This is a genomic window from Paenarthrobacter sp. NPDC090522 (assembly GCF_044769225.1).
In the GTDB taxonomy this organism is placed as follows: Bacteria; Actinomycetota; Actinomycetes; order Actinomycetales; family Micrococcaceae; genus Arthrobacter.
In genome coordinates, this window is sequence record NZ_JBIVXL010000003.1 from 1 (window position 1) to 18,352 (window position 18,352).

Below are 18,352 nucleotides of genomic sequence, written 5' to 3' on the forward strand. Positions count from 1 at the left end.
TCAACGCGTTCGCCATCACGTTCGCCGGACGGTTCGAAAGAACCACCAACTAATGAAAACCGCCGGAACCCACACACCGTATATCGGACAGACCCTCAATGAGAGAAGGATTCCCGATAAGGGCGATTACGTGAGAGAAGGATCCCCGAAAAGAGCGACTACGGGAGAGAGCGATCCCCGAAAAGAGCGACTACGTGAGAGAAGGATCCCCGAAAAGAGCGACTACGGGAGAGAGGGATCCCCGAAAAGAGCGATTAGGTGAGAGAGCGATCCCCGAAAAGAGCGACTACGGGAGAGAGGGATCCCCGAAAAGGGCGATTAGGTGAGAGAGCGATCCCCGAAAAGAGCGACTACGGGAGAGAGCGTTGGGGACGTAAGGGTGGGGGCAACGGGGCGCTGGGGTTAACGGGGGTGGGGTTAGCGGGCCGGGGTTTGGGGCTGGGCGGGGACGCCGGCGGGCCAGGGCAGGAGCTCGGGCAGGTCCACGCCATCCGCTGCTGCCGTCGCGCGGAGCGAACCAAGGCTTGGTTCGCGGCCGGCAAGCCAGGCGGCGATGTCCGTCAGCATTCCGGTGATGGCAATGGAGGTTCCACCGTTCCCGATGGTCTGCGGGGGAAGTCCCGTGGGCTGGAGGACAAACCTGTACTGCTCCGGCACCCGTGCGGCAAGGAAGCCGAAAAGGTGTTCGCAGAACGGTCTGCTCCATGTCTCGGGCCCGTAGCCCAGCCCCAGGTCCGAGGCATGGATGGTGAGTTCACGCCACAGTGCCAGGCCGCCGTCGAACACTGTGCCGTCCCGGTAGGTGATAGGGGCGTCCCACCCGGCGGGCCCCAGGGCGTCGAACGCGGCAACAGCCGCGTCCACTGCTGTAGTGACCGACGCTGCATGGTCCGCGAGACTGTGTCCCGCCGCCAAGTCGATCGCCTTGGTACGGCCTTCCATGCCGCCGTCGTACAGTTCGATCTTTTCGCCGCGCCGGGCGTACTCCAGTTGCCGGGCCATGGCCTTGGCGATTCCGCTGATATGGGCAAGGACGTGGCCGCGCGTCCAGCCGGGAAGTTCCGAGGCCTCAGCTATGGACGATTCGTCCATTTTGGTGAGGAGGCGCGTGACGGTGCCGGCGGCTTTGTGAAGCTCTGCGGGCAGCGTTTCAGGGGTGATCTGGGTCATAGCGCCATGCTAACGCACCGTTAAACGCAGAGCGGGATGGCGCCACGAGGCACCATCCCGCTCCGGGTGGAGAATCGCTAGGACGCGTAGGCGCGTGCAGCGTCCAGTTCCGCTTCGAGGGCCGCAAGCTGGCGTTCGACGGCGGCTGGCGCCGTTCCGCCTTGCGAGTTGCGGCTGTTGAGCGAACCTTCCGTGCTCAACACAGACCGGACTTCGGGTGTCAAGTGCTCCGAGATCGCGGCATATTCTTCGTCCGTCAGGTCCCACAGTTCCACATTGCGGCTCTCGGCCTGCTTGACGGCAGCGCCGGAGAGTTCGTGCGCTTCGCGGAACGGCACGCCCTGGCGGACAAGCCACTCGGCAATGTCCGTGGCCAAAGCGAAGCCCTGCGGGGCCAAGGATTCCATGCGTTCGGTGTTGAACTTCAGCGTGGCGATCATGCCGGAGACGGCCGGAAGGAGAAGTTCCAACGTGTCGGCAGCATCGAAGACCGGCTCCTTGTCCTCCTGCAGGTCACGGTTATACGCGAGCGGCAGGCCCTTGAGCGTAGCCAGCAATCCGGTCAGGTTGCCGATGAGGCGCCCCGCCTTGCCACGCGCCAGTTCGGCGACGTCCGGGTTCTTCTTCTGCGGCATGATCGAGGACCCCGTGGAGTAGGAATCATGCAGGGTCACGAAGGAGAACTCCTTGGTGGCCCAGAAGATCACTTCCTCGGAGATCCGGGACAGGTCCACGCCGATCATTGAAGACACCCAGGCGAACTCGGCGAAGACATCGCGGGAAGCGGTGCCGTCGATCGAGTTGTGCACTGCCGAGTAGAAACCGAGGTCGGCAGCAACCGCCTCAGGATCCAGGCCGAGCGAAGAACCCGCCAAGGCGCCCGAACCGTACGGCGAAACACCGGCACGCTTGTCCCAGTCCTGGAGGCGCTGCACATCGCGCAACAGTGCCCAGGCGTGGGCCAGCAAGTGGTGGCTCAACAGCACAGGCTGGGCATGCTGCAGGTGCGTGCGGCCAGGCATGGCCACACCCGGGTGCGCCTTTGCCTGCTCAACCAACGCATCGATGGTGGCCAGGACTCCCTGCGCGATGATCCGTGCGTGGTCACGCAGGAACATCCGGCCAAGGGTTGCCACTTGGTCGTTGCGGGACCGTCCGGCACGGAGCTTGCCGCCAAGCTGGACCCCAGCACGCTCGATGAGGCCACGTTCCAGCGAACCGTGAACGTCCTCGTCGCTCTCGGCCGGAAGGTAGGCGCCGCTCGCGACATCTTCATCCAACTGGGTGAGTGCGGCAAGCATGCCCTCAAGCTCAGCGTCGTCCAGCAGTCCGGCTTTGGCCAGCACGCGGGCGTGCGCCTTGGAACCGGCAATGTCGTAGCGGGCCAGCCGCCAGTCGAAGTGCGTGGACTTGCTCAGTGCGGCCAGCGCGTCCGCGGGGCCGCCGGCGAACCGGCCTCCCCACAGTGCACCTTCATTTGTCCCCGAACGCTCCCCAACCTCGCTGCGCTCGGCCGGGGACCCCGGCGTTCGTGGGCCCTGCTGAGGACTCACTCAGCAACCCGGAGGTCGCGGCCCGAGGCAACCTTCGAGGACATGCCCCACAGCTCGATGAAGCCGCGGGCCATCGACTGGTCGAAGGTGTCGCCGGTGTCGTAGGTGGCGAGGTCGAAGTCGTAGAGCGAGGTCTCGGAGCGGCGGCCGTTGACGATGGCCTGGCCACCGTGGAGGACCATGCGGATATCGCCGGAAACGTACTTCTGGGTGTCCTCGATGAAAGCGTCCAGGGAGCGCTTCAGCGGGGAGAACCACTGTCCGTCGTAGACGAGCTCTGCCCAGCGCTGGCCGACCGTTGCCTTGAAGCGGGCCTGCTCGCGCTCGATGGTGATGTCCTCCAGGTGCTTGTGCGCGGTGATCAGCGCCATGGCACCCGGGGCTTCGTAGATTTCGCGGGACTTGATGCCCACCAGGCGGTCCTCAACGACGTCGATGCGGCCAACGCCCTGGGCGCCTGCGCGGCGGTTCAGTTCCTGGATGGCCTGCAGCGGGGTGACCTTCACGCCGTCGATCGCTACCGGGACACCGGCCTGGAAGGAAATGGTGACCTCATCCGGTGCCGGGGGGAATTCCGGGGTAGCGGTGTAGTCGTAGATGTCCTTGGTGGGAGCGTTCCAGATGTCCTCGAGGTAACCGGTCTCGACGGCGCGTCCCCAGACGTTCTGGTCGATGGAGTACGGGTTCTTCTTGGTGGTCTCGATCGGCAGGCCCTTTTCCTCGGCGAACGCGATGGCCTTGTCACGGGTCAGGGCGAGGTCGCGGACGGGTGCGATGCACTTCAGGTCCGGACCGAGGGTCTGGATGCCCACTTCGAAGCGGACCTGGTCGTTGCCCTTGCCGGTGCAGCCGTGTGCCACGGTGGTTGCGCCGAATTCACGGGCGGCCTTGACCAGGTGCTTGACGATGACCGGGCGGGAAATAGCCGAGACCAGCGGGTAGTGGCCCTGGTAGAGGGCGTTGGCCTTGAGGGTGGGCATGGCATATTCGTTGGCAAACTCGTCGCGGGCGTCCGCAACGTAGGCCTCAACAGCGCCGCAGCCCAGGGCGCGCTGGCGAATGGTCTCCAGGGACTCGCCGCCCTGTCCAACGTCAACGGCGACGGCGATGACCTCGGCGCCGGTGGCTTCACCGATCCAGCCGATGGCTACGGACGTATCAAGGCCACCGGAGTAGGCCAGAACAATGCGCTCAGTCACGAGAGTGCTCCTTTGTGTGTTGCTTGTTTGTATCTAATGCTTGAAAAAATTACGTCAGTTGCCCGGACCGGCTTCTTCGGCCAACCGCAGGAAGCGGGCAGCGAGTTCCGCCCCGCCGTCAGGATCCCGGGACACCAACATCACAGTGTCGTCGCCTGCGATCGTACCCAATACCGACGGCATCACGGAGTGGTCGATCGCCAGCGCCAGGAAGTTGGCCGCTCCTGGAGGCGTCCGAAGCACCGCAATGTTGCCAGAAGCCTCCGCCGTCACCAGCAGTTCTCCGCACAGCCGGGTCAACCGGGCATCCAGGATTTCCTGGGTGACGCCACTCTTGGCGTTCCGGTCTCCCCCTTCGCCGGGAACCGCATAGACCAGCGCACCGTCCTTACCGCGAACCCGTACAGCGCCCAGTTCCACCAGGTCGCGCGACAGCGTCGCCTGGGTGACCTGGACGCCGTCGTCCGCCAGCAGGGCCGCGAGCTCTGCCTGCGACCGGACGGACTCGCCTGTCAGGATGGCCGTGATGCGCGCCTGGCGGGCGGTCTTGGTGGCCGGGCTCGCGCCCGGCACCGAAGGATTGGTGGACACTAGAACGTGCTCTCGCCGGTTCCTTCGACGGGGGCAAGTCCGTCGACGAACGCGAGCCCGGACTGGTGCATGAGCCAGGCCATGAGTGCTTTCTGGGCGTGCAGGCGGTTCTCCGCTTCGTCCCAGACGATCGACTGCGGACCGTCGATCACACCCGCGGAGATCTCATAACCGCGGTAGGCCGGGAGGCAGTGCAGCACCACGGCGTCAGGTGCGGCTTGAGCCATGGCGGACTCATCCACGGAGTACTCGCGGAAGAGCTGCATCCGGGCTTCCTTCTCGGCTTCCTGGCCCATGGACACCCAGGTATCCGTGGCAACGACGTCGGCACCCTTGAGGGCCTCCGCCGCATCGCTGGTGATCAGCACCGAACCACCGGTTTCGGCAGCACGCTCCTGCGCTGCGGCCACGATCTCCGCGGCCGGCAGGTAGCCCTCGGGTCCCGAGATGCGGACGTGCATTCCTGCGGTGACACCAGCCAGCAGGTACGAGTTGGCCATGTTGTTGGCGGCGTCACCCAAGTAGGCCATCGTCAGCCCCTTCAACTCACCCTTGTGCTCCTTGACGGTCAGGAGGTCGGCGAGGAGCTGGCACGGATGGTAATCGTCGCACAGGGCGTTGATCACGGGGACCTTGGAGTTTTCCGCCATGGCAACCAACCCGGCGTGGGCTCCGGTCCGCCACACAATGGTGGAGACCATGCGCTCCAGGACCTTGGCGGTGTCCTCGACGGACTCCTTGTGACCGATCTGGGCCTCACCGGGGTTAACGATGAGGGCGTTACCGCCCATGTCCGCGATGCCCGTGGCAAAGGAGACCCTGGTCCGGGTGGACGTCTTGTCGAAGATGACGGCGACGGTCTTGCGACCGTTTCCGTCCGCGGCGAACGGCTGGACGCTGTACGGCTGGGCCTTCATGCGGGCCGCAAGTTCCAGTACTTCGGCCTGCTCGGCAGGAGTCAGGTCAGTGTCCTTGAGGAAATGCCGGGTGGAAGTTGTCACTGTGCGTCCTTGGCGGTAGTGGCGGTGGCCGTAGCGATCAGGGCAGGAAGGGCAGCCAGGAAACGGTCAGCCTGTTCGGTGGTCAGGATAAGCGGCGGGGCCAGGCGGATGGTCCGCGGACCCGGGCTGTTGATGATGAAACCGGCGTCCAGTGCTGCCATGACCATCGCCGGGGCAATGTCTGCGTTGACGTCGAAGCCGATCAGCAGGCCTTCGCCGCGGACTTCGGTGACGCCCTCGACGGCGGCAAGGCGTCCACGGAGGTGCTGGCCCACGACCTGCACGTTCTGGAGGACGCCTTGGCTTTCGATGGCGTGCAGCGTAGCCAACGCGGCGGCCGTTGCTACCGGGTTTCCCCCGAAGGTGGTGCCGTGCTGCCCGGCGGTGAGCAGGGCCGACGTCGTGCTTCCAAAGGTGAGCAAGGCGCCCACGGGGAAGCCGCCACCCAGTCCCTTGGCGAGGGTGATGGCGTCGGGAACGATGCCCGCATCCTCGCTGGCAAGCCACTTCCCGGTCCGCCCGATGCCGGTCTGGACCTCGTCGAGGATCAGGAGAGCACCCGCAGCCGTGGTGGCTTCGCGGGCGGCCTGCAGGTATTCGGCGCTCAGCGGACGCACGCCGGCTTCGCCCTGGATCGGCTCCAGGAACACTGCCGCCGTGGAATCGTCGACGGCGGCACGAAGGGCTTCGATGTCGCCGAACGGGATGTGGACCACGCCACCGGGCAACGGCTCGAAAGGCGCCCGGTAGGCTTCCTTGGCCGTCAGCGCCAGGGCGCCCATAGTGCGGCCGTGGAAGGCGCCCTCAAGGGCAACGATCTTGGTCCGCTCGCCGTCGCCGCTGTTCCGGCGGGCCAGCTTGAAGGCGGCCTCGTTGGCTTCCGTGCCGGAGTTGGCGAAGAACACCTTGGAACCGGCAGGTGCGTTGCTGATGGCAAGCAGCTTTTCAGCGAGCGCGATCTGGGTGGGGCTGGTGAAGAAGTTGGAGACGTGACCAAGGGTTGCCAGTTGGCTTGAAATGACCGAGGTGACGAACGGGTGGGCATGGCCCAGTGCATTCACGGCGATCCCGCCCAAGAGGTCAAGGTATTCCTTGCCGTCGGCATCCCAGACCAGGCAGCCGGCCCCGCGCACGAGGACACGCTGCGGCGTGCCAAAAACGCCCATCAGCGAGCTGGAGTAGCGGGCCAGCCAGTCCGCGCCGCTGCTGTGCCCGGTGATGGCGTCGGCCGGAGTTTCGACCACTGCTGCTTCGTTGGTGCTCATGCGTTCACTTCCTCGTCAGGTACTACTTGGGTGCCGATGCCGGCCGTCGTGAAGGTCTCCAACAGCATGGAGTGCGGCAGGCGGCCGTCCACGATGTGCGCACGCTCAACGCCCTCGTCGATGGCTTTAAGGCAGGCGGCCATCTTGGGGATCATGCCGGATTCCAGGCGAGGCAGCATGTCCCGGAGTTCGGATGCCGTCAGGGAGGAGATCAGCGAGGACTTGTCCGGCCAGTTGGCGTACAGGCCTTCCACGTCCGTCAGGATCACCAGCTTGGAGGCCCCCAACGCAGAGGCCACTGCGGCTGCGGCTGTGTCCGCATTGACGTTGAGCACCTGGCCTGTGGTCTGGTAGCCGTTGCCTTCGTCGGTGATCTCCGGGGCGACCGTGGAAATCACGGGGATGCGACCGGCGTCGAGGATGTCCTTGATCCCCGCAGGATCGACGCCGACAACCTCGCCCACCAGGCCAAGGTCCACTTCCTCGCCGTCAACCACAGTCCCGGTACGAACAGCGCGGAGCAGCCCGCCATCCTCGCCGGACATCCCCACGGCGTAGGGCCCGTGGGAATTGATCAGGCCAACGAGCTCGCGGCCCACCTGGCCGGTGAGGACCATACGGACTACGTCCATCGCTTCGGGCGTAGTGACGCGGAGGCCGCCCTTGAATTCGGACTCGATGCCGAGGCGGCCCAGCATGGAGTTGATCTGGGGGCCGCCGCCGTGGACCACCACGGGATGGATGCCAACGTGGTGGAGGAACACGATGTCCTCGGCGAAGGCCCGGCGAAGATCGTCATTCACCATGGCATTGCCGCCGTACTTGATCACCATGGTGGTTCCGGCAAAGCGTTGGATCCAGGGCAGGGCCTCGATCAAGGTCCCGGCTTTGTCCTGGGCGGCACTCATGGAGGTGTTCTCGCGCGTATGTGCGGTCATGGTCATCCCTAGCTCGAGTACGCGCTGTTCTCATGCACGTAGTCGTGCGTGAGGTCGTTGGTCCAGATGGTCGCCTCGGCCTCGCCGGCCTGCAGGTCGATTTCGACCAACACTTCGCGGGGTTCCAGGTCCACCAGGTTGCGGTCGTCGCCGATGCTTCCATTGCGGCAGATCTGGACACCGTTCATGGAAACGTTGAGCTGGTCGGCCTCGAAGACAGCGTCGGTGGTGCCGACTGCGGAGAGCACCCGGCCCCAGTTCGGGTCCTTGCCGAAGATCGCAGCCTTGAAGAGGTTGGACCGGGCCACGGACCGGCCAACAATTTCGGCATCGCGTTCACTGGCGGCGTTGAAGGTGCGGATGGCGATGTCGTGGCTGGCGCCCTCGGCGTCGCCGATCAGCTTGCGGGCCAGTTCAGCGCACACCGTCGTGACCGCCTCGCTCAGCTGCTCCGCCGACGGGAGCGATTCTGAGGCACCCGAGGCGAGCAGCACCACGGTGTCGTTGGTGGACATGCAACCATCGGAGTCGGCGCGGTCGAAGGTGACACGCGTGGCATCCCGGAGGACGACGTCGAGCTCATTCGCGGGCACTTCGGCGTCGGTGGTGAGGACCACCAACATGGTGGCCAGCCCGGGGGCCAGCATGCCGGCGCCCTTCGCGATGCCGCCAACGGTGAAGGTCTTGCCTTCGGCGTCCTTGCCCGTGAAGACGGCTTCCTTGGACACGCTGTCCGTGGTCATGATGGCAGTTGCCGCGGCCGCGCCGCCGTCCTCGGAAAGCTCTTTAAAGGCTGCTTCGACGCCGGGGAGGATCTTGTCCATGGGCAGCTGCTCACCGATCAGGCCGGTGGAGCACACCACGACGTCGGAAGCCGAGACTCCCAGCACTTCTGCCACTTTCTCTGCCGTGGCATGGGTGTTCTGGAAGCCCTGCGGACCGGTGCAGGCGTTGGCGCCACCGGAGTTCAGGACGACGGCGTCGACCCGACCATCGCTGACTACCTGGCGGGACCAGTGCACGGGCGCCGCCGCGACGCGGTTGGACGTGAACACCGCCGCAGCTGACGTGAGCGGGCCGTCGTTGACGACGAGGGCAAGGTCCGGGTTTCCCGAGGCCTTGATGCCGGCCTTGATGCCTGCAGCGCGGAATCCCTTGGGGGCGGTAATGGTCACGGTGCAACTCCCTGCAGGTTCAGGCCGGCGGTTTCATCCAGGCCGAGGGCAATGTTCATGGACTGCACGGCGCCGCCGGCAGTTCCCTTGGTGAGGTTGTCGATGGCGCACGTGACGATCACGCGGCCGGTGTGGGCATCGAAGGCCAACTGCATCACTGCGTGGTTGGAGCCCTGGACAGACTTGGTGGTGGGCCACTGGCCCTCGGGCAGCAGGTGCACGAACGGCTCGTCGTCGTACGCATCTGCCCAGGCCTGCCGCAGCTCCACCGCGGTGACACCGTGGCCAACCTTGGCAGTCGCCGTGGTGAGGATCCCCCGGCTCATGGGAGCCAACGTGGGCGTGAAGGAAACCGTCACCGGCTCCCCCGCAGCGTTGGACAGACCCTGTTCGATCTCCGGCGTGTGGCGATGACCGCCACCCACGCCGTAGGGGCTCATGGACCCCATGACCTCGGAACCGATCAGGTTGACCTTGGCGGCCTTGCCGGCACCCGAGGTACCGGAGGCTGACACAATGACGACGTCGTCCGTGAGGAGCAGGTTGTTGGCGAACCCGGGCGTCAAGGCGAGCAGGGCCGACGTCGGGTAGCAGCCGGGTACGGCGATGCGCTTGGCGCCCTTGAGCGCCTCGCGCTGGCCCGGTAGTTCGGGCAGGCCGTAAGGCCACGTGCCGGCATGGGCCGAGCCGTAGAACTTTTCCCATGCCGCGGCGTCCTGCAAGCGGTGGTCCGCGCCGGCGTCGATGACTACCGTGCCCTCCGGCAGTTGGGCAGCGATCTCCGCTGACGCGCCGTGCGGCAAGGCGAGGAAGACGACGTCGTGACCCGTCAGGTTCTCGACGGTGGTGTCTTCGAGGATCCGGCTGGCCAAACCATGGAGATGCGGCTGCAACTCCCCTAGTCTGGAACCGGCGTTGCTGTGCGCGGTGATCGCGCCGATGGTGACGTTGGGATGGTTCGCCAGCAGGCGCAGCACTTCTCCCCCGGCGTAGCCGCTGGCACCGGAGACGGCAACAGAAATAGTCATGGCTCCAGCATACAGCAAAGTTATTCATACTTGCTGATATTTATGCACGCCTCGGGAGAACCTTATTTGGTGCAGCCCCGTATGCTTGTTGAAGGGTGATCCAGACCGTGCAGACCGAACGTCGGCTGCAGCGTTGCCCGTTATCGATACGGGGCACATTCCATGGCACCCACATCCACCGCTGAGCGCCCCAAACCGCGCGCAATTCAGCCGAATCCCGTCGTACAGAGCTATTCAGAGCTCCTTAAGAGCGTCAAGAAAGCCGGACTCCTCGAGCGCCGCAGCGGCTTTTACCTTTGGGTGTTCGTGGCCCTGGTTCTGCTGATGGCAGGTACCTGGCTCGGCTTCGCCCTCCTGGGCGAGTCGTGGTACCAACTCCTCATCGCCGCCGCCGTGGGCATTCTCTGCACACAGCTGAGCTTCCTTGCGCACGAGGCCGGGCACAAGCAGATCTTCGCGTCCAGGCGTGCCAACGACTGGTCCGCGCGCCTGCTGGCCACTGGTGTAGCCGGCATCAGTTACTCCTGGTGGGAGCAGAAACACGGCGCCCACCACAACCATCCCAACGTCATCTCCAAGGACCCGGACATCCGGAACAATGCCCTGGTCTTCCATGAGGACGCGGCAGCCGAGCGCAAGGGGCGCCTGGCCTTCCTGACGCGGAGGCAAGGGTGGTTTTTCTTCCCGCTCCTGACGCTCCTGGGCCTGAGCCTCCAGTTCGATTCCCTGCGCTTCGTCTTCGGAAAGCAGAAGGTGCGGCACCGTTGGGTTGAGACGCCCATCCTGGTGGCCCGGCTCGTGGCCCTGCCGGTACTGGCGTTCACCTTCCTTCCCATCGGCATGGCCTTTGCCTTCCTCGGAGTTCAGATCATGGTCTACGGGTTTTACATGGGGGCGTCCTTCGCACCAAACCACAAGGGGATGCCCGTCCTGCCCAAGGACAGCCGCGTGGACTTCCTCAACAGGCAGATCCTCACCTCCCGCAACATTTCGGGCGGGCGCTTCATGGACTTCCTCCTGGGTGGCCTGAACCGGCAGGTAGAGCATCACTTGTTCCCTGACATGGCGAGGCCACACCTGCACAAGGCCGCGGGAATAGTGCGCGAATTCTGCGCCAAACACTCCATTCCCTACACCGAAACATCACTGATGCAGTCCTACGGGATCGTGGTCAGCTACCTCAACGACGTCGGCCTTGCAGCCGGGCGCGGCTTCGACTGCCCGGTTGCTTCGACGCACGGACGCCGCTAGCCGTTCGACACCATGGGTGGCTTGCTCCCTAGGATGGAATCTGGAACCGGGCACCGGAAGGACCGTCCCGGATTAAGGAGCCACCATGACGCACGCGATCGTTGCCCAGCAGCCCGGAGGGCCCGAGGTTCTTGAGTACACCGCCGTTGAGCCACTGCAGCCCGGTCCCGGACAGTTGCTCATCAAGGTTGCCGCCGCAGGGGTCAACTTCATCGAGACCTACCAGCGAAGCGGCATCTACAAAGTTGAATACCCTTTCACCCCGGGTGCAGAAGCCGCCGGAACCGTGGAAGCCGTGGGCGACGGCGTGGAGGACTTTGCCGTCGGCGACCGCGTGGCAACCGCCGAGGCCTCCCGGACCTACGCCGAGTACGCCTTGGTGGACGCCGCGAAGGCATTGCCCGTTCCGGACAAGGTGGATGACCACACGGCAGCCGCGCTACCGCTGCAGGGCATCACCGCCCACTACCTCATGAATTCCTCCTTCCGCGTGGAGCCGGGGCACACCGTCCTCCTGCACGCGGGCGCGGGCGGCGTGGGACTGCTGCTGACGCAGCTCCTGAAGGCCAGGGGCGCGAGGGTCATCACCACCGTTTCCTCCGACGAAAAGGCAGACCTCTCAACATTGGCCGGCGCAGACGAAGTGCTGCGCTACGACGGGTTCGCGGAAAGGGTCCGCGAACTCACCGACGGCGAAGGCGTCAATGTTGTTTACGACGGCGTCGGGAAAGACACGTTCGATGATTCGCTGAAGAGCCTGCGCATCCGGGGTTCGCTGGTGCTTTTTGGAGCAGCCTCCGGCCCGGTCCCACCGTTCGATCCCCAGCGCCTGAACGCGGGCGGATCCCTCTCCGTCACCCGCCCCACCATGGGCCACTTTGTCCAAAATACCCATGAGCGCCGGTGGCGGTCCACCGAAATTTTCGAAGCTGCAGCGAACGGAACCCTCTCGGTACGGATTGGCGCCAGCTATCCGCTCGCGGAAGCCGCCCAGGCCCATCGGGATCTGGAAGGCCGCAAGACCACCGGTAAGGTGCTGCTGCTTCCCTAGCTGCAGGGAAACGTTCGGTTGCCGCCAGGCGAACCCCTGTGCAACACATTGTGACGAGCAGGAAACGTCAGACACCTATTGTTCACCTTCCTGGGTAAAGCTGGGCCGGTGAGCATAGATCATCCTGGCGCGGCCACGGTTTCACCTGCCGTGGCCGCCTACCGCCCCCAGTTCCCGGGGGCGTCAGCAGCACCCGCCGAACGCACCCTCGTGGACATCCTGGAGGAGACTGCACAGTCCTTCCCCGAAGCATCAGCGTTGGACGACGGCCAGAAGTCACTGAGCTACACCGAGCTGCTGGCCGCGGTCCGCACTTTCTCGCGGGCCCTGAACGAGGCGGGGCTCGGCCGCGGGGACAAGGTGGGTGTCCGCATTCCGTCGGGCACCAATGAGCTCTACATCGCCATCCTTGGCATCCTCATGTGCGGTGCAGCCTACGTTCCGGTCGACGCCGACGATCCCGAGGAACGCGCCAAGCTGGTGTTTGGCGAAGCCAAGGTGGGCGCAGTCATCGGCGCGGGCCTGTCCGTCAAAGCAACGGATACCTCGCGCGGACCCATCCGGGGTGGGAGCAAGCCAGGGTTGGATGACGATTCCTGGATCATCTTCACCTCCGGTTCCACGGGCACACCCAAGGGCGTGGCGGTCAAGCACCGCTCCTCCGCTGCCTTTGTGGACGCAGAAGCCCGCATCTTCCTGCAACCCGAACCGATCGGACCCCAGGACCGCGTCCTGGCCGGATTGTCCGTCGCCTTCGACGCCTCCTGCGAAGAGATGTGGCTCGCCTGGAGACATGGTGCGTGTCTGGTCCCGGCTCCCCGTGCCTTGGTCCGGACGGGCATGGACCTGGGTCCGTGGCTGATCAACCACGGCATCACGGTGGTCTCCACGGTGCCAACCCTCGCGGCCCTCTGGCCCGCCGAAGCCCTGGAAAACGTCCGCCTCCTGATCTTCGGCGGCGAAGCCTGCCCGCCCGAACTGGCCGAAAGGCTCGCCGTCGACGGCCGTGAAGTCTGGAACACCTATGGCCCTACGGAGGCCACGGTCGTTGCCTGCGCCGCACCCTTGGGAGGTCCGGGTCCGGTCAGGATCGGACTGCCCCTGGACGGGTGGGACCTGGCCGTCGTGGATTCCGCAGGCGTTCCGGTAGCCGAAGGCGACGTCGGCGAGTTGATCATCGGTGGCGTGGGCTTGGCCCGCTACCTCGACCCCGCCAAGGACGCGGAGAAGTACGCACCCATGCACACGCTGGGCTGGGAGCGGGCTTACCGCTCGGGAGACCTGGTCCGTTTCGAGGCCGAGGGCCTCATCTTCATGGGAAGGGCCGATGAACAGGTCAAGCTCGGTGGCCGGCGGATCGAACTTGGCGAAGTCGATGCCGCCCTCCAAGCCCTGCCGGGTGTGGCCGGCGCAGCGGCGGCCGTGCAGACAACGGCCGCCGGCAACCAGATCCTGGTGGGCTACCTCGCCGCCTCCGACGGCGTCAGCCTGGACCTGGACGACGCCCGGAAGGCACTCGGCGAAAACCTGCCCGCAGCCTTGATTCCCCTGCTCACGACGGTCGACACGTTGCCCACCAAAACCAGCGGCAAGGTTGACCGCCATGCACTGCCCTGGCCGTTGGCTGGCGCGGCTGCCGCTGCCGAGCCCGGCGATGCTCCATTGAACCTGCCCGACGACGCGCGCTGGGTGGTGGAGCAGTGGGAGTCCGTGCTGGGCAGCGCCGTGGGCTCCCTCGATGCAGATTTCTTCGCCTATGGCGGGGGCTCGCTCGCGGCGGCCCAGCTGGTTTCCGCGTTGCGCGTCCGGTACCCCACCATCACGGTGGCCGACATCTACGCCACGCCGCGGGTCGGGGCGCTCATCGACGCCGCCCGGCAGTCGATTCCCGACGGCGGTACACCCGGTCCCGCTGCTGAGCGCACCGTGCGTCCCACCGCCCTGAAGTCACAGATTTTCCAGGTCCTCATGGGCGTCCCGCTGCACATCCTGGTGGGCATGCGCTGGCTGACCTACCTGATGGCCGCCAACCGCCTCCTTGCCGATTACGCGGGGTTCGCTGCGGCACCGGTGGTCTCGTGGTGGTGGATTGCTGCTTCGTGGCTGGTCTTCGTCAGCCCCTTGGGCCGCATGGCGATCTCCGTGGCAGCTGCCCGGCTGCTCCTGCACGGAGTCCAACCCGGCACCTACCCGCGCTCCGGGAAAACCCACCTGAGGCTTTGGCTCGCGGAGCAGATCCAGGACCTGTCCGGCGCCATCGGCCTGGCCAGCGCACCGTTCGTTCCGTATTATGCCAGGGCCCTCGGAGCGAAGATCGGACGCGACGTCCACCTGCATTCGCTGCCTCCCGTGACGGGACTCCTGTCCTTGGGCAGCGGCGCAAACATTGAACCCGAAGTGGACCTGTCCGGCTGGTGGGTGGATGGCGATTCCGTCCACATCGGGCAGATCCACGTGGGGGCCGGAGCAGTAGTGGGCTCCCGCAGCACCCTGATGCCGGGCGCCACCATCGGGGCGGGCGCACACGTCGAAGCCGGCTCGGCCGTGTTGGGCAAGGTCAAGTCCGGGCATCTCGTGGCCGGCTCACCTGCTGAGCGGCGGGGCAAGGCCAAGCACGAATGGCCCGACGTGGTGCATCAGCGGACCCTGGGCGACAGGCTTTGGTTCTCGGCCTTTGCCGGAGCTTCTGCGTTGCTTGCGCTGATCCCCTACGTCTCGGCCTTCGTTGGTGCACTGGTGATCCTCGCCTTCATCCGGGGCCACGAATCCCTCGAAAGTGCCGTTCCCCAGATCCTCGCAGCCCTCCCGCTGGCCGCGTTGGCATGGTTCTTTGCGAATCTCCTCCTCATCCTGGTCGTGGCCCGCCTCCTGGGTTTGGGCCTCAAGGAAGGCTACTACCGCGTCCGGAGTCGCGTCGGGTGGCAGGTCTGGGCCACCGAACGCCTCCTGGACATGGCCCGCGACCTTCTCTTTCCCATTTACGCGAGCCTGTTCACACCGATCTGGCTCCGGTTGCTCGGCGCCAAAGTGGGCAAGAACGTGGAAGCGTCCACGGTCCTCTTGGTCCCCCGGATGACCACCATTGGGGACGGCGCCTTCCTGGCGGACGACACCATGGTGGCCTCCTATGAACTGGGCGGCGGCTGGATGAAGATCGCCCCGGCCAAAATTGGCAAGCGCTCCTTCCTCGGCAACTCCGGGATGACCGCTGCCGGACGCAATGTTCCCAAGAACTCGCTGGTGGCAGTTCTCTCCGCGACCCCGGCAAAAGCAAAGTCCGGAACCTCGTGGCTGGGCAGCCCACCCGTCCGCTTGCGCAGGACGGCCGTGGACGCCGACCAGACGCGCACCTTCCGTCCACCGTTCAAGCTCAAGCTCGCCCGCGCGCTGTGGGAGCTGTGCAGGTTCGTCCCGGTCATTCTCACCGTAGCCATCGCCGCGGGCTCCATGCTGGCCTTCAACGCGATCGCGCAACTTTGGGGTTACTGGGCGGCCGCCCTTCTCGGTGGCGTCGTCATGTTGGCTGCGGGCGCGGTAGCCGCAATGAGCGCAATCGTCGCCAAGTGGGTGCTGGTGGGTACCATCCGCGTTGGCGAGCACCCGCTCTGGAGTTCCTTCATCTGGCGGAACGAGGTAGTGGATACCTTCATCGAGATGGTCAGCGCACCCTGGTTCGCGCGCTCGGCGGCGGGAACTCCGGCCTTGGTGTGGTGGCTCCGTGGGCTGGGCGCCAAGATCGGGCGCGGAACCTGGTGCGAGAGCTACTGGCTTCCGGAGGCTGACCTTGTGACCCTCGGTGAGAACTCCACCGTCAACCGCGGCTGCGTGGTCCAAACCCACTTGTTCCACGACCGCGTCATGAGCATCGACACCGTGACGCTCGGCGCCGGCGCCACCATGGGTCCGCACGGCGTCATCCTCCCCGCCGCACGTGTGGGCGACGGCGGAACCGTTGGACCGGCGTCGTTGGTCATGAGGGGCGAGACCGTACCGGCCGGAACCTATTGGATGGGAAATCCCGTCAGCCCCTGGGAAGGTCCGGCCGCACAGTCCGCGAGACTCAAGTAGATTGGGCACACGGCAACAGCAGGAAAACCAGGATTGAGGCCACCGCACTTTATGACCGCAGCGACCACAAACACCGCCGCCGACCCCTACACGCTGGACCACGGGAGCACGGGCTACCGCGTGGACAGGTACGAGCTTGACCTCGACGTTCGGCTCGGCAGCAACAGGTTGATCGGGCGGGCCGTCCTGCGGTGTACCGCGTTGGAAACCATGAGCCAGGTCATTCTGGATTTGGTAGGCCTGCGGGCATCAAAGATCCAGCTGGACGGCAAGAAGGTCCAGAAGTTCAGCCAGCGCAGTGAGCACTTGGTCATCGCTGCCCAGGCTCCGATTGAGTCCGGCCAGCAGTTCGTCCTGGATATCCGCTACGAAGGCAACCCCCAGCCCCGGAGGGGGCTCTGGGGCGAAGTCGGCTGGGAGGAACTCACCGATGGTGTCCTGGTGGCGGGCCAGCCGAACGGCGCCGCGTCCTGGTTTCCCTGCAACGACCACCCACGGAGCAAGTCGAGCTTCCTGATTTCCGTCACCACGGACGACAATTACCGTCCGGTCTGCAATGGCCGGTTAGTGTCCCGCACCCGGAAATCGAGCCGCGAGACCTGGGTCTATGAACATGTCCAGCCCATGGCGACGTACCTGGCCACCGTGCAGATCGGACGTTACGGCCTGATTCCACTGAACGCCAACGACACCCACCAACGCGTTCCCCAATTCGCGGCTGTTCCGGCGGGCCTGGCCGAGGACGCACGGATGGGCCTGCGCCGGCAGCCGGACATGATGCGGACCTTCGAGGATTGTTTCGGTCCCTACCCCTTTGCCGAGTACACCTCGGTGGTCACGGAAGACGAGCTGGAGATTCCCCTTGAGGCGCAGACCGTGTCCATCTTTGGCCGCAACCACATGCGGGACACGTGGGAAGCCCAACGCCTGATCGCCCACGAGCTCTCGCACCAGTGGTTCGGGAACTCACTGACGGTCAGCAGCTGGAAGGACATCTGGCTGCATGAGGGCTTCGCATGCTACGCCGAATGGTTGTGGTCGGAGGAGTCGGGAACCATGGGCGTTCCCGCCCGGGCGCTGGCAGCGTGGAAGAAGCTCGACGGCGGTCCACAGGACCTTTTGGTGGGCGATCCCGGCCCGGAGCTGATGTTCGACGACCGGGTTTACAAGCGTGGTGCCCTGGCCGTGCACGCCCTCCGCGTCAAGGTGGGAGACGAAGCCTTCTTCGGCTTCCTCCAGCACTGGACCGCGGCCAACCGCCACTGTTCGGTGTCCACGGAGTCGTTCATCGAAGCCGCCAACGCCTTCGTACCAGGCCTGGACGCCGGTTCCGTCCTGCGCCCGTGGCTCTACGACGCCGCGCTTCCCCCTCTGCCGTCCGCGCGCTAGCCGAGTGCCAGAGCTGCCACGAGACCATCCGGTAGCGGGCGTCCACCCACGGCGCCTAAGTCTTGTATGCCCGGACGGTTCACCACATCCACGGCAGTCGGGTCCAGGCGAAGCCCGTCGCCGGTCATCTTGAGCCAGGCTTCCTTCTGTGCCCAGAGCCGTGCCCTCTGGGCGTCGCGCTCCTCTTCCGGCGCCGCGTCGATCAGCCTGCGTTCCCCCGCGGTCAGGGCAACGTCGTCAAAGCCTTCGAAGCCAACCCGGCTTACCGCTTCAAGGTCCACTCCCAGCCGGAGGCCTTCCGCTGGATGCACGACGCCGGCCAGCAGCACCCAGCCCGACGCCCGGGAGGCGCTGAGCACCAAAGGCGCCGGACCGCCGTCGAGCATGAACCCGGGCCGCCCGTGATCCTGGCCGGGACCGCACTGGGGACAGCTGTAATCCGGCGTGAGCCTGGACGGATCCACCGCCAATAGCTCCGCAGCGAACCGACGCAAGGCAATACGCCCCGCGACGAATTCATCCCGGTCCCGCGCGGATGCGAAACGCGCCGCACGCCGTTCCGCCGCCCTGCCCAAAACCATGGCACGCGGAGTGTCAGGGAGCGCCACCTCCCCCAGCTGGACCAGCCTCAAAACCGGCTCCAAGTCTCCCCCTCTTAGAGCAACGCGGGGTC

Annotated in this window: 14 protein-coding genes; 4 read left to right on the forward strand and 10 right to left on the reverse strand. The window is 65.5% G+C overall.

All coding sequences use genetic code 11. The annotated features are described in order from the left end of the window. Nucleotides 1-417: 417 nt before the first annotated feature. From ACIQT2_RS03925 to argC, 9 genes are all read right to left on the reverse strand, one after another. Complete coding sequence (locus ACIQT2_RS03925; RefSeq protein ID WP_402943787.1) at nt 418-1,170, reverse strand: maleylpyruvate isomerase family mycothiol-dependent enzyme; 753 nt, start codon at nt 1,168-1,170, stop codon at nt 418-420. Between the two features lie 77 nt (nt 1,171-1,247). Further along, a complete protein-coding gene (argH, locus tag ACIQT2_RS03930; RefSeq protein ID WP_400331601.1) occupies nt 1,248-2,723 on the reverse strand; it encodes an argininosuccinate lyase in 1,476 nt (491 codons plus the stop codon). Continuing rightward, nucleotides 2,720-3,922, reverse strand: coding sequence for an argininosuccinate synthase (locus ACIQT2_RS03935; RefSeq protein WP_402943790.1), 1,203 nt, complete (start codon nt 3,920-3,922; stop codon nt 2,720-2,722). Before ACIQT2_RS03935 ends, argH begins: the two co-directional genes overlap by 4 nt. Before the next feature lie 54 nt (nt 3,923-3,976). Then, nucleotides 3,977-4,513 (reverse strand): arginine repressor, encoded by a 537-nt coding sequence (locus tag ACIQT2_RS03940; RefSeq protein WP_397324071.1) that lies wholly within the window; start codon nt 4,511-4,513, stop codon nt 3,977-3,979. After that, complete coding sequence (gene argF, locus ACIQT2_RS03945) at nt 4,513-5,514, reverse strand: ornithine carbamoyltransferase (protein ID WP_402943794.1); 1,002 nt, start codon at nt 5,512-5,514, stop codon at nt 4,513-4,515. The genes ACIQT2_RS03940 and argF overlap by 1 nt, the downstream gene beginning before the upstream one ends. Beyond that, nucleotides 5,511-6,779: an acetylornithine transaminase gene (locus ACIQT2_RS03950; RefSeq protein WP_402943797.1), complete on the reverse strand. Its 1,269-nt coding sequence runs from the start codon at nt 6,777-6,779 to the stop codon at nt 5,511-5,513. Before ACIQT2_RS03950 ends, argF begins: the two co-directional genes overlap by 4 nt. After that, the gene (gene argB, locus ACIQT2_RS03955; RefSeq protein WP_400331589.1) at nt 6,776-7,717 is read right to left on the reverse strand and encodes an acetylglutamate kinase; all 942 of its coding nucleotides are present in this window, start codon (nt 7,715-7,717) and stop codon (nt 6,776-6,778) included. The genes ACIQT2_RS03950 and argB overlap by 4 nt, the downstream gene beginning before the upstream one ends. An 8-nt stretch (nt 7,718-7,725) precedes the next feature. Then, the gene (gene argJ, locus ACIQT2_RS03960) at nt 7,726-8,892 is read right to left on the reverse strand and encodes a bifunctional glutamate N-acetyltransferase/amino-acid acetyltransferase ArgJ (RefSeq protein WP_402943800.1); all 1,167 of its coding nucleotides are present in this window, start codon (nt 8,890-8,892) and stop codon (nt 7,726-7,728) included. Continuing rightward, nucleotides 8,889-9,920 carry an N-acetyl-gamma-glutamyl-phosphate reductase gene (gene argC, locus ACIQT2_RS03965; RefSeq protein ID WP_402943803.1) on the reverse strand — a complete coding sequence of 344 codons (1,032 nt, stop codon included), beginning with the start codon at nt 9,918-9,920 and terminating at the stop codon, nt 8,889-8,891. Before argC ends, argJ begins: the two co-directional genes overlap by 4 nt. 162 nt (nt 9,921-10,082) lie before the next feature. Between argC and ACIQT2_RS03970 the strand changes: the two genes are divergently transcribed. From ACIQT2_RS03970 to ACIQT2_RS03985, 4 genes are all read left to right on the forward strand, one after another. Further along, complete coding sequence (locus tag ACIQT2_RS03970) at nt 10,083-11,171, forward strand: fatty acid desaturase family protein (RefSeq protein WP_402943805.1); 1,089 nt, start codon at nt 10,083-10,085, stop codon at nt 11,169-11,171. Nucleotides 11,172-11,256: 85 nt separating this feature from the next. Further along, the gene (locus ACIQT2_RS03975) at nt 11,257-12,222 is read left to right on the forward strand and encodes a quinone oxidoreductase family protein (RefSeq protein WP_402943807.1); all 966 of its coding nucleotides are present in this window, start codon (nt 11,257-11,259) and stop codon (nt 12,220-12,222) included. A 108-nt stretch (nt 12,223-12,330) separates the two neighbouring features. Beyond that, nucleotides 12,331-16,290: a Pls/PosA family non-ribosomal peptide synthetase gene (locus ACIQT2_RS03980; RefSeq protein WP_402943809.1), complete on the forward strand. Its 3,960-nt coding sequence runs from the start codon at nt 12,331-12,333 to the stop codon at nt 16,288-16,290. A gap of 51 nt (nt 16,291-16,341) precedes the next feature. Continuing rightward, entirely contained in the window at nt 16,342-17,679 is a 1,338-nt protein-coding gene (locus tag ACIQT2_RS03985; protein WP_402943812.1) for a M1 family metallopeptidase, read from the forward strand. Here the strand turns inward: ACIQT2_RS03985 and ACIQT2_RS03990 are convergent. Next, nucleotides 17,676-18,311, reverse strand: a complete 636-nt coding sequence (locus ACIQT2_RS03990) for a 4'-phosphopantetheinyl transferase family protein (RefSeq protein WP_402943814.1) — start codon at nt 18,309-18,311, stop codon at nt 17,676-17,678. The genes ACIQT2_RS03985 and ACIQT2_RS03990 overlap by 4 nt on opposite strands. Nucleotides 18,312-18,352: the final 41 nt, after the last annotated feature.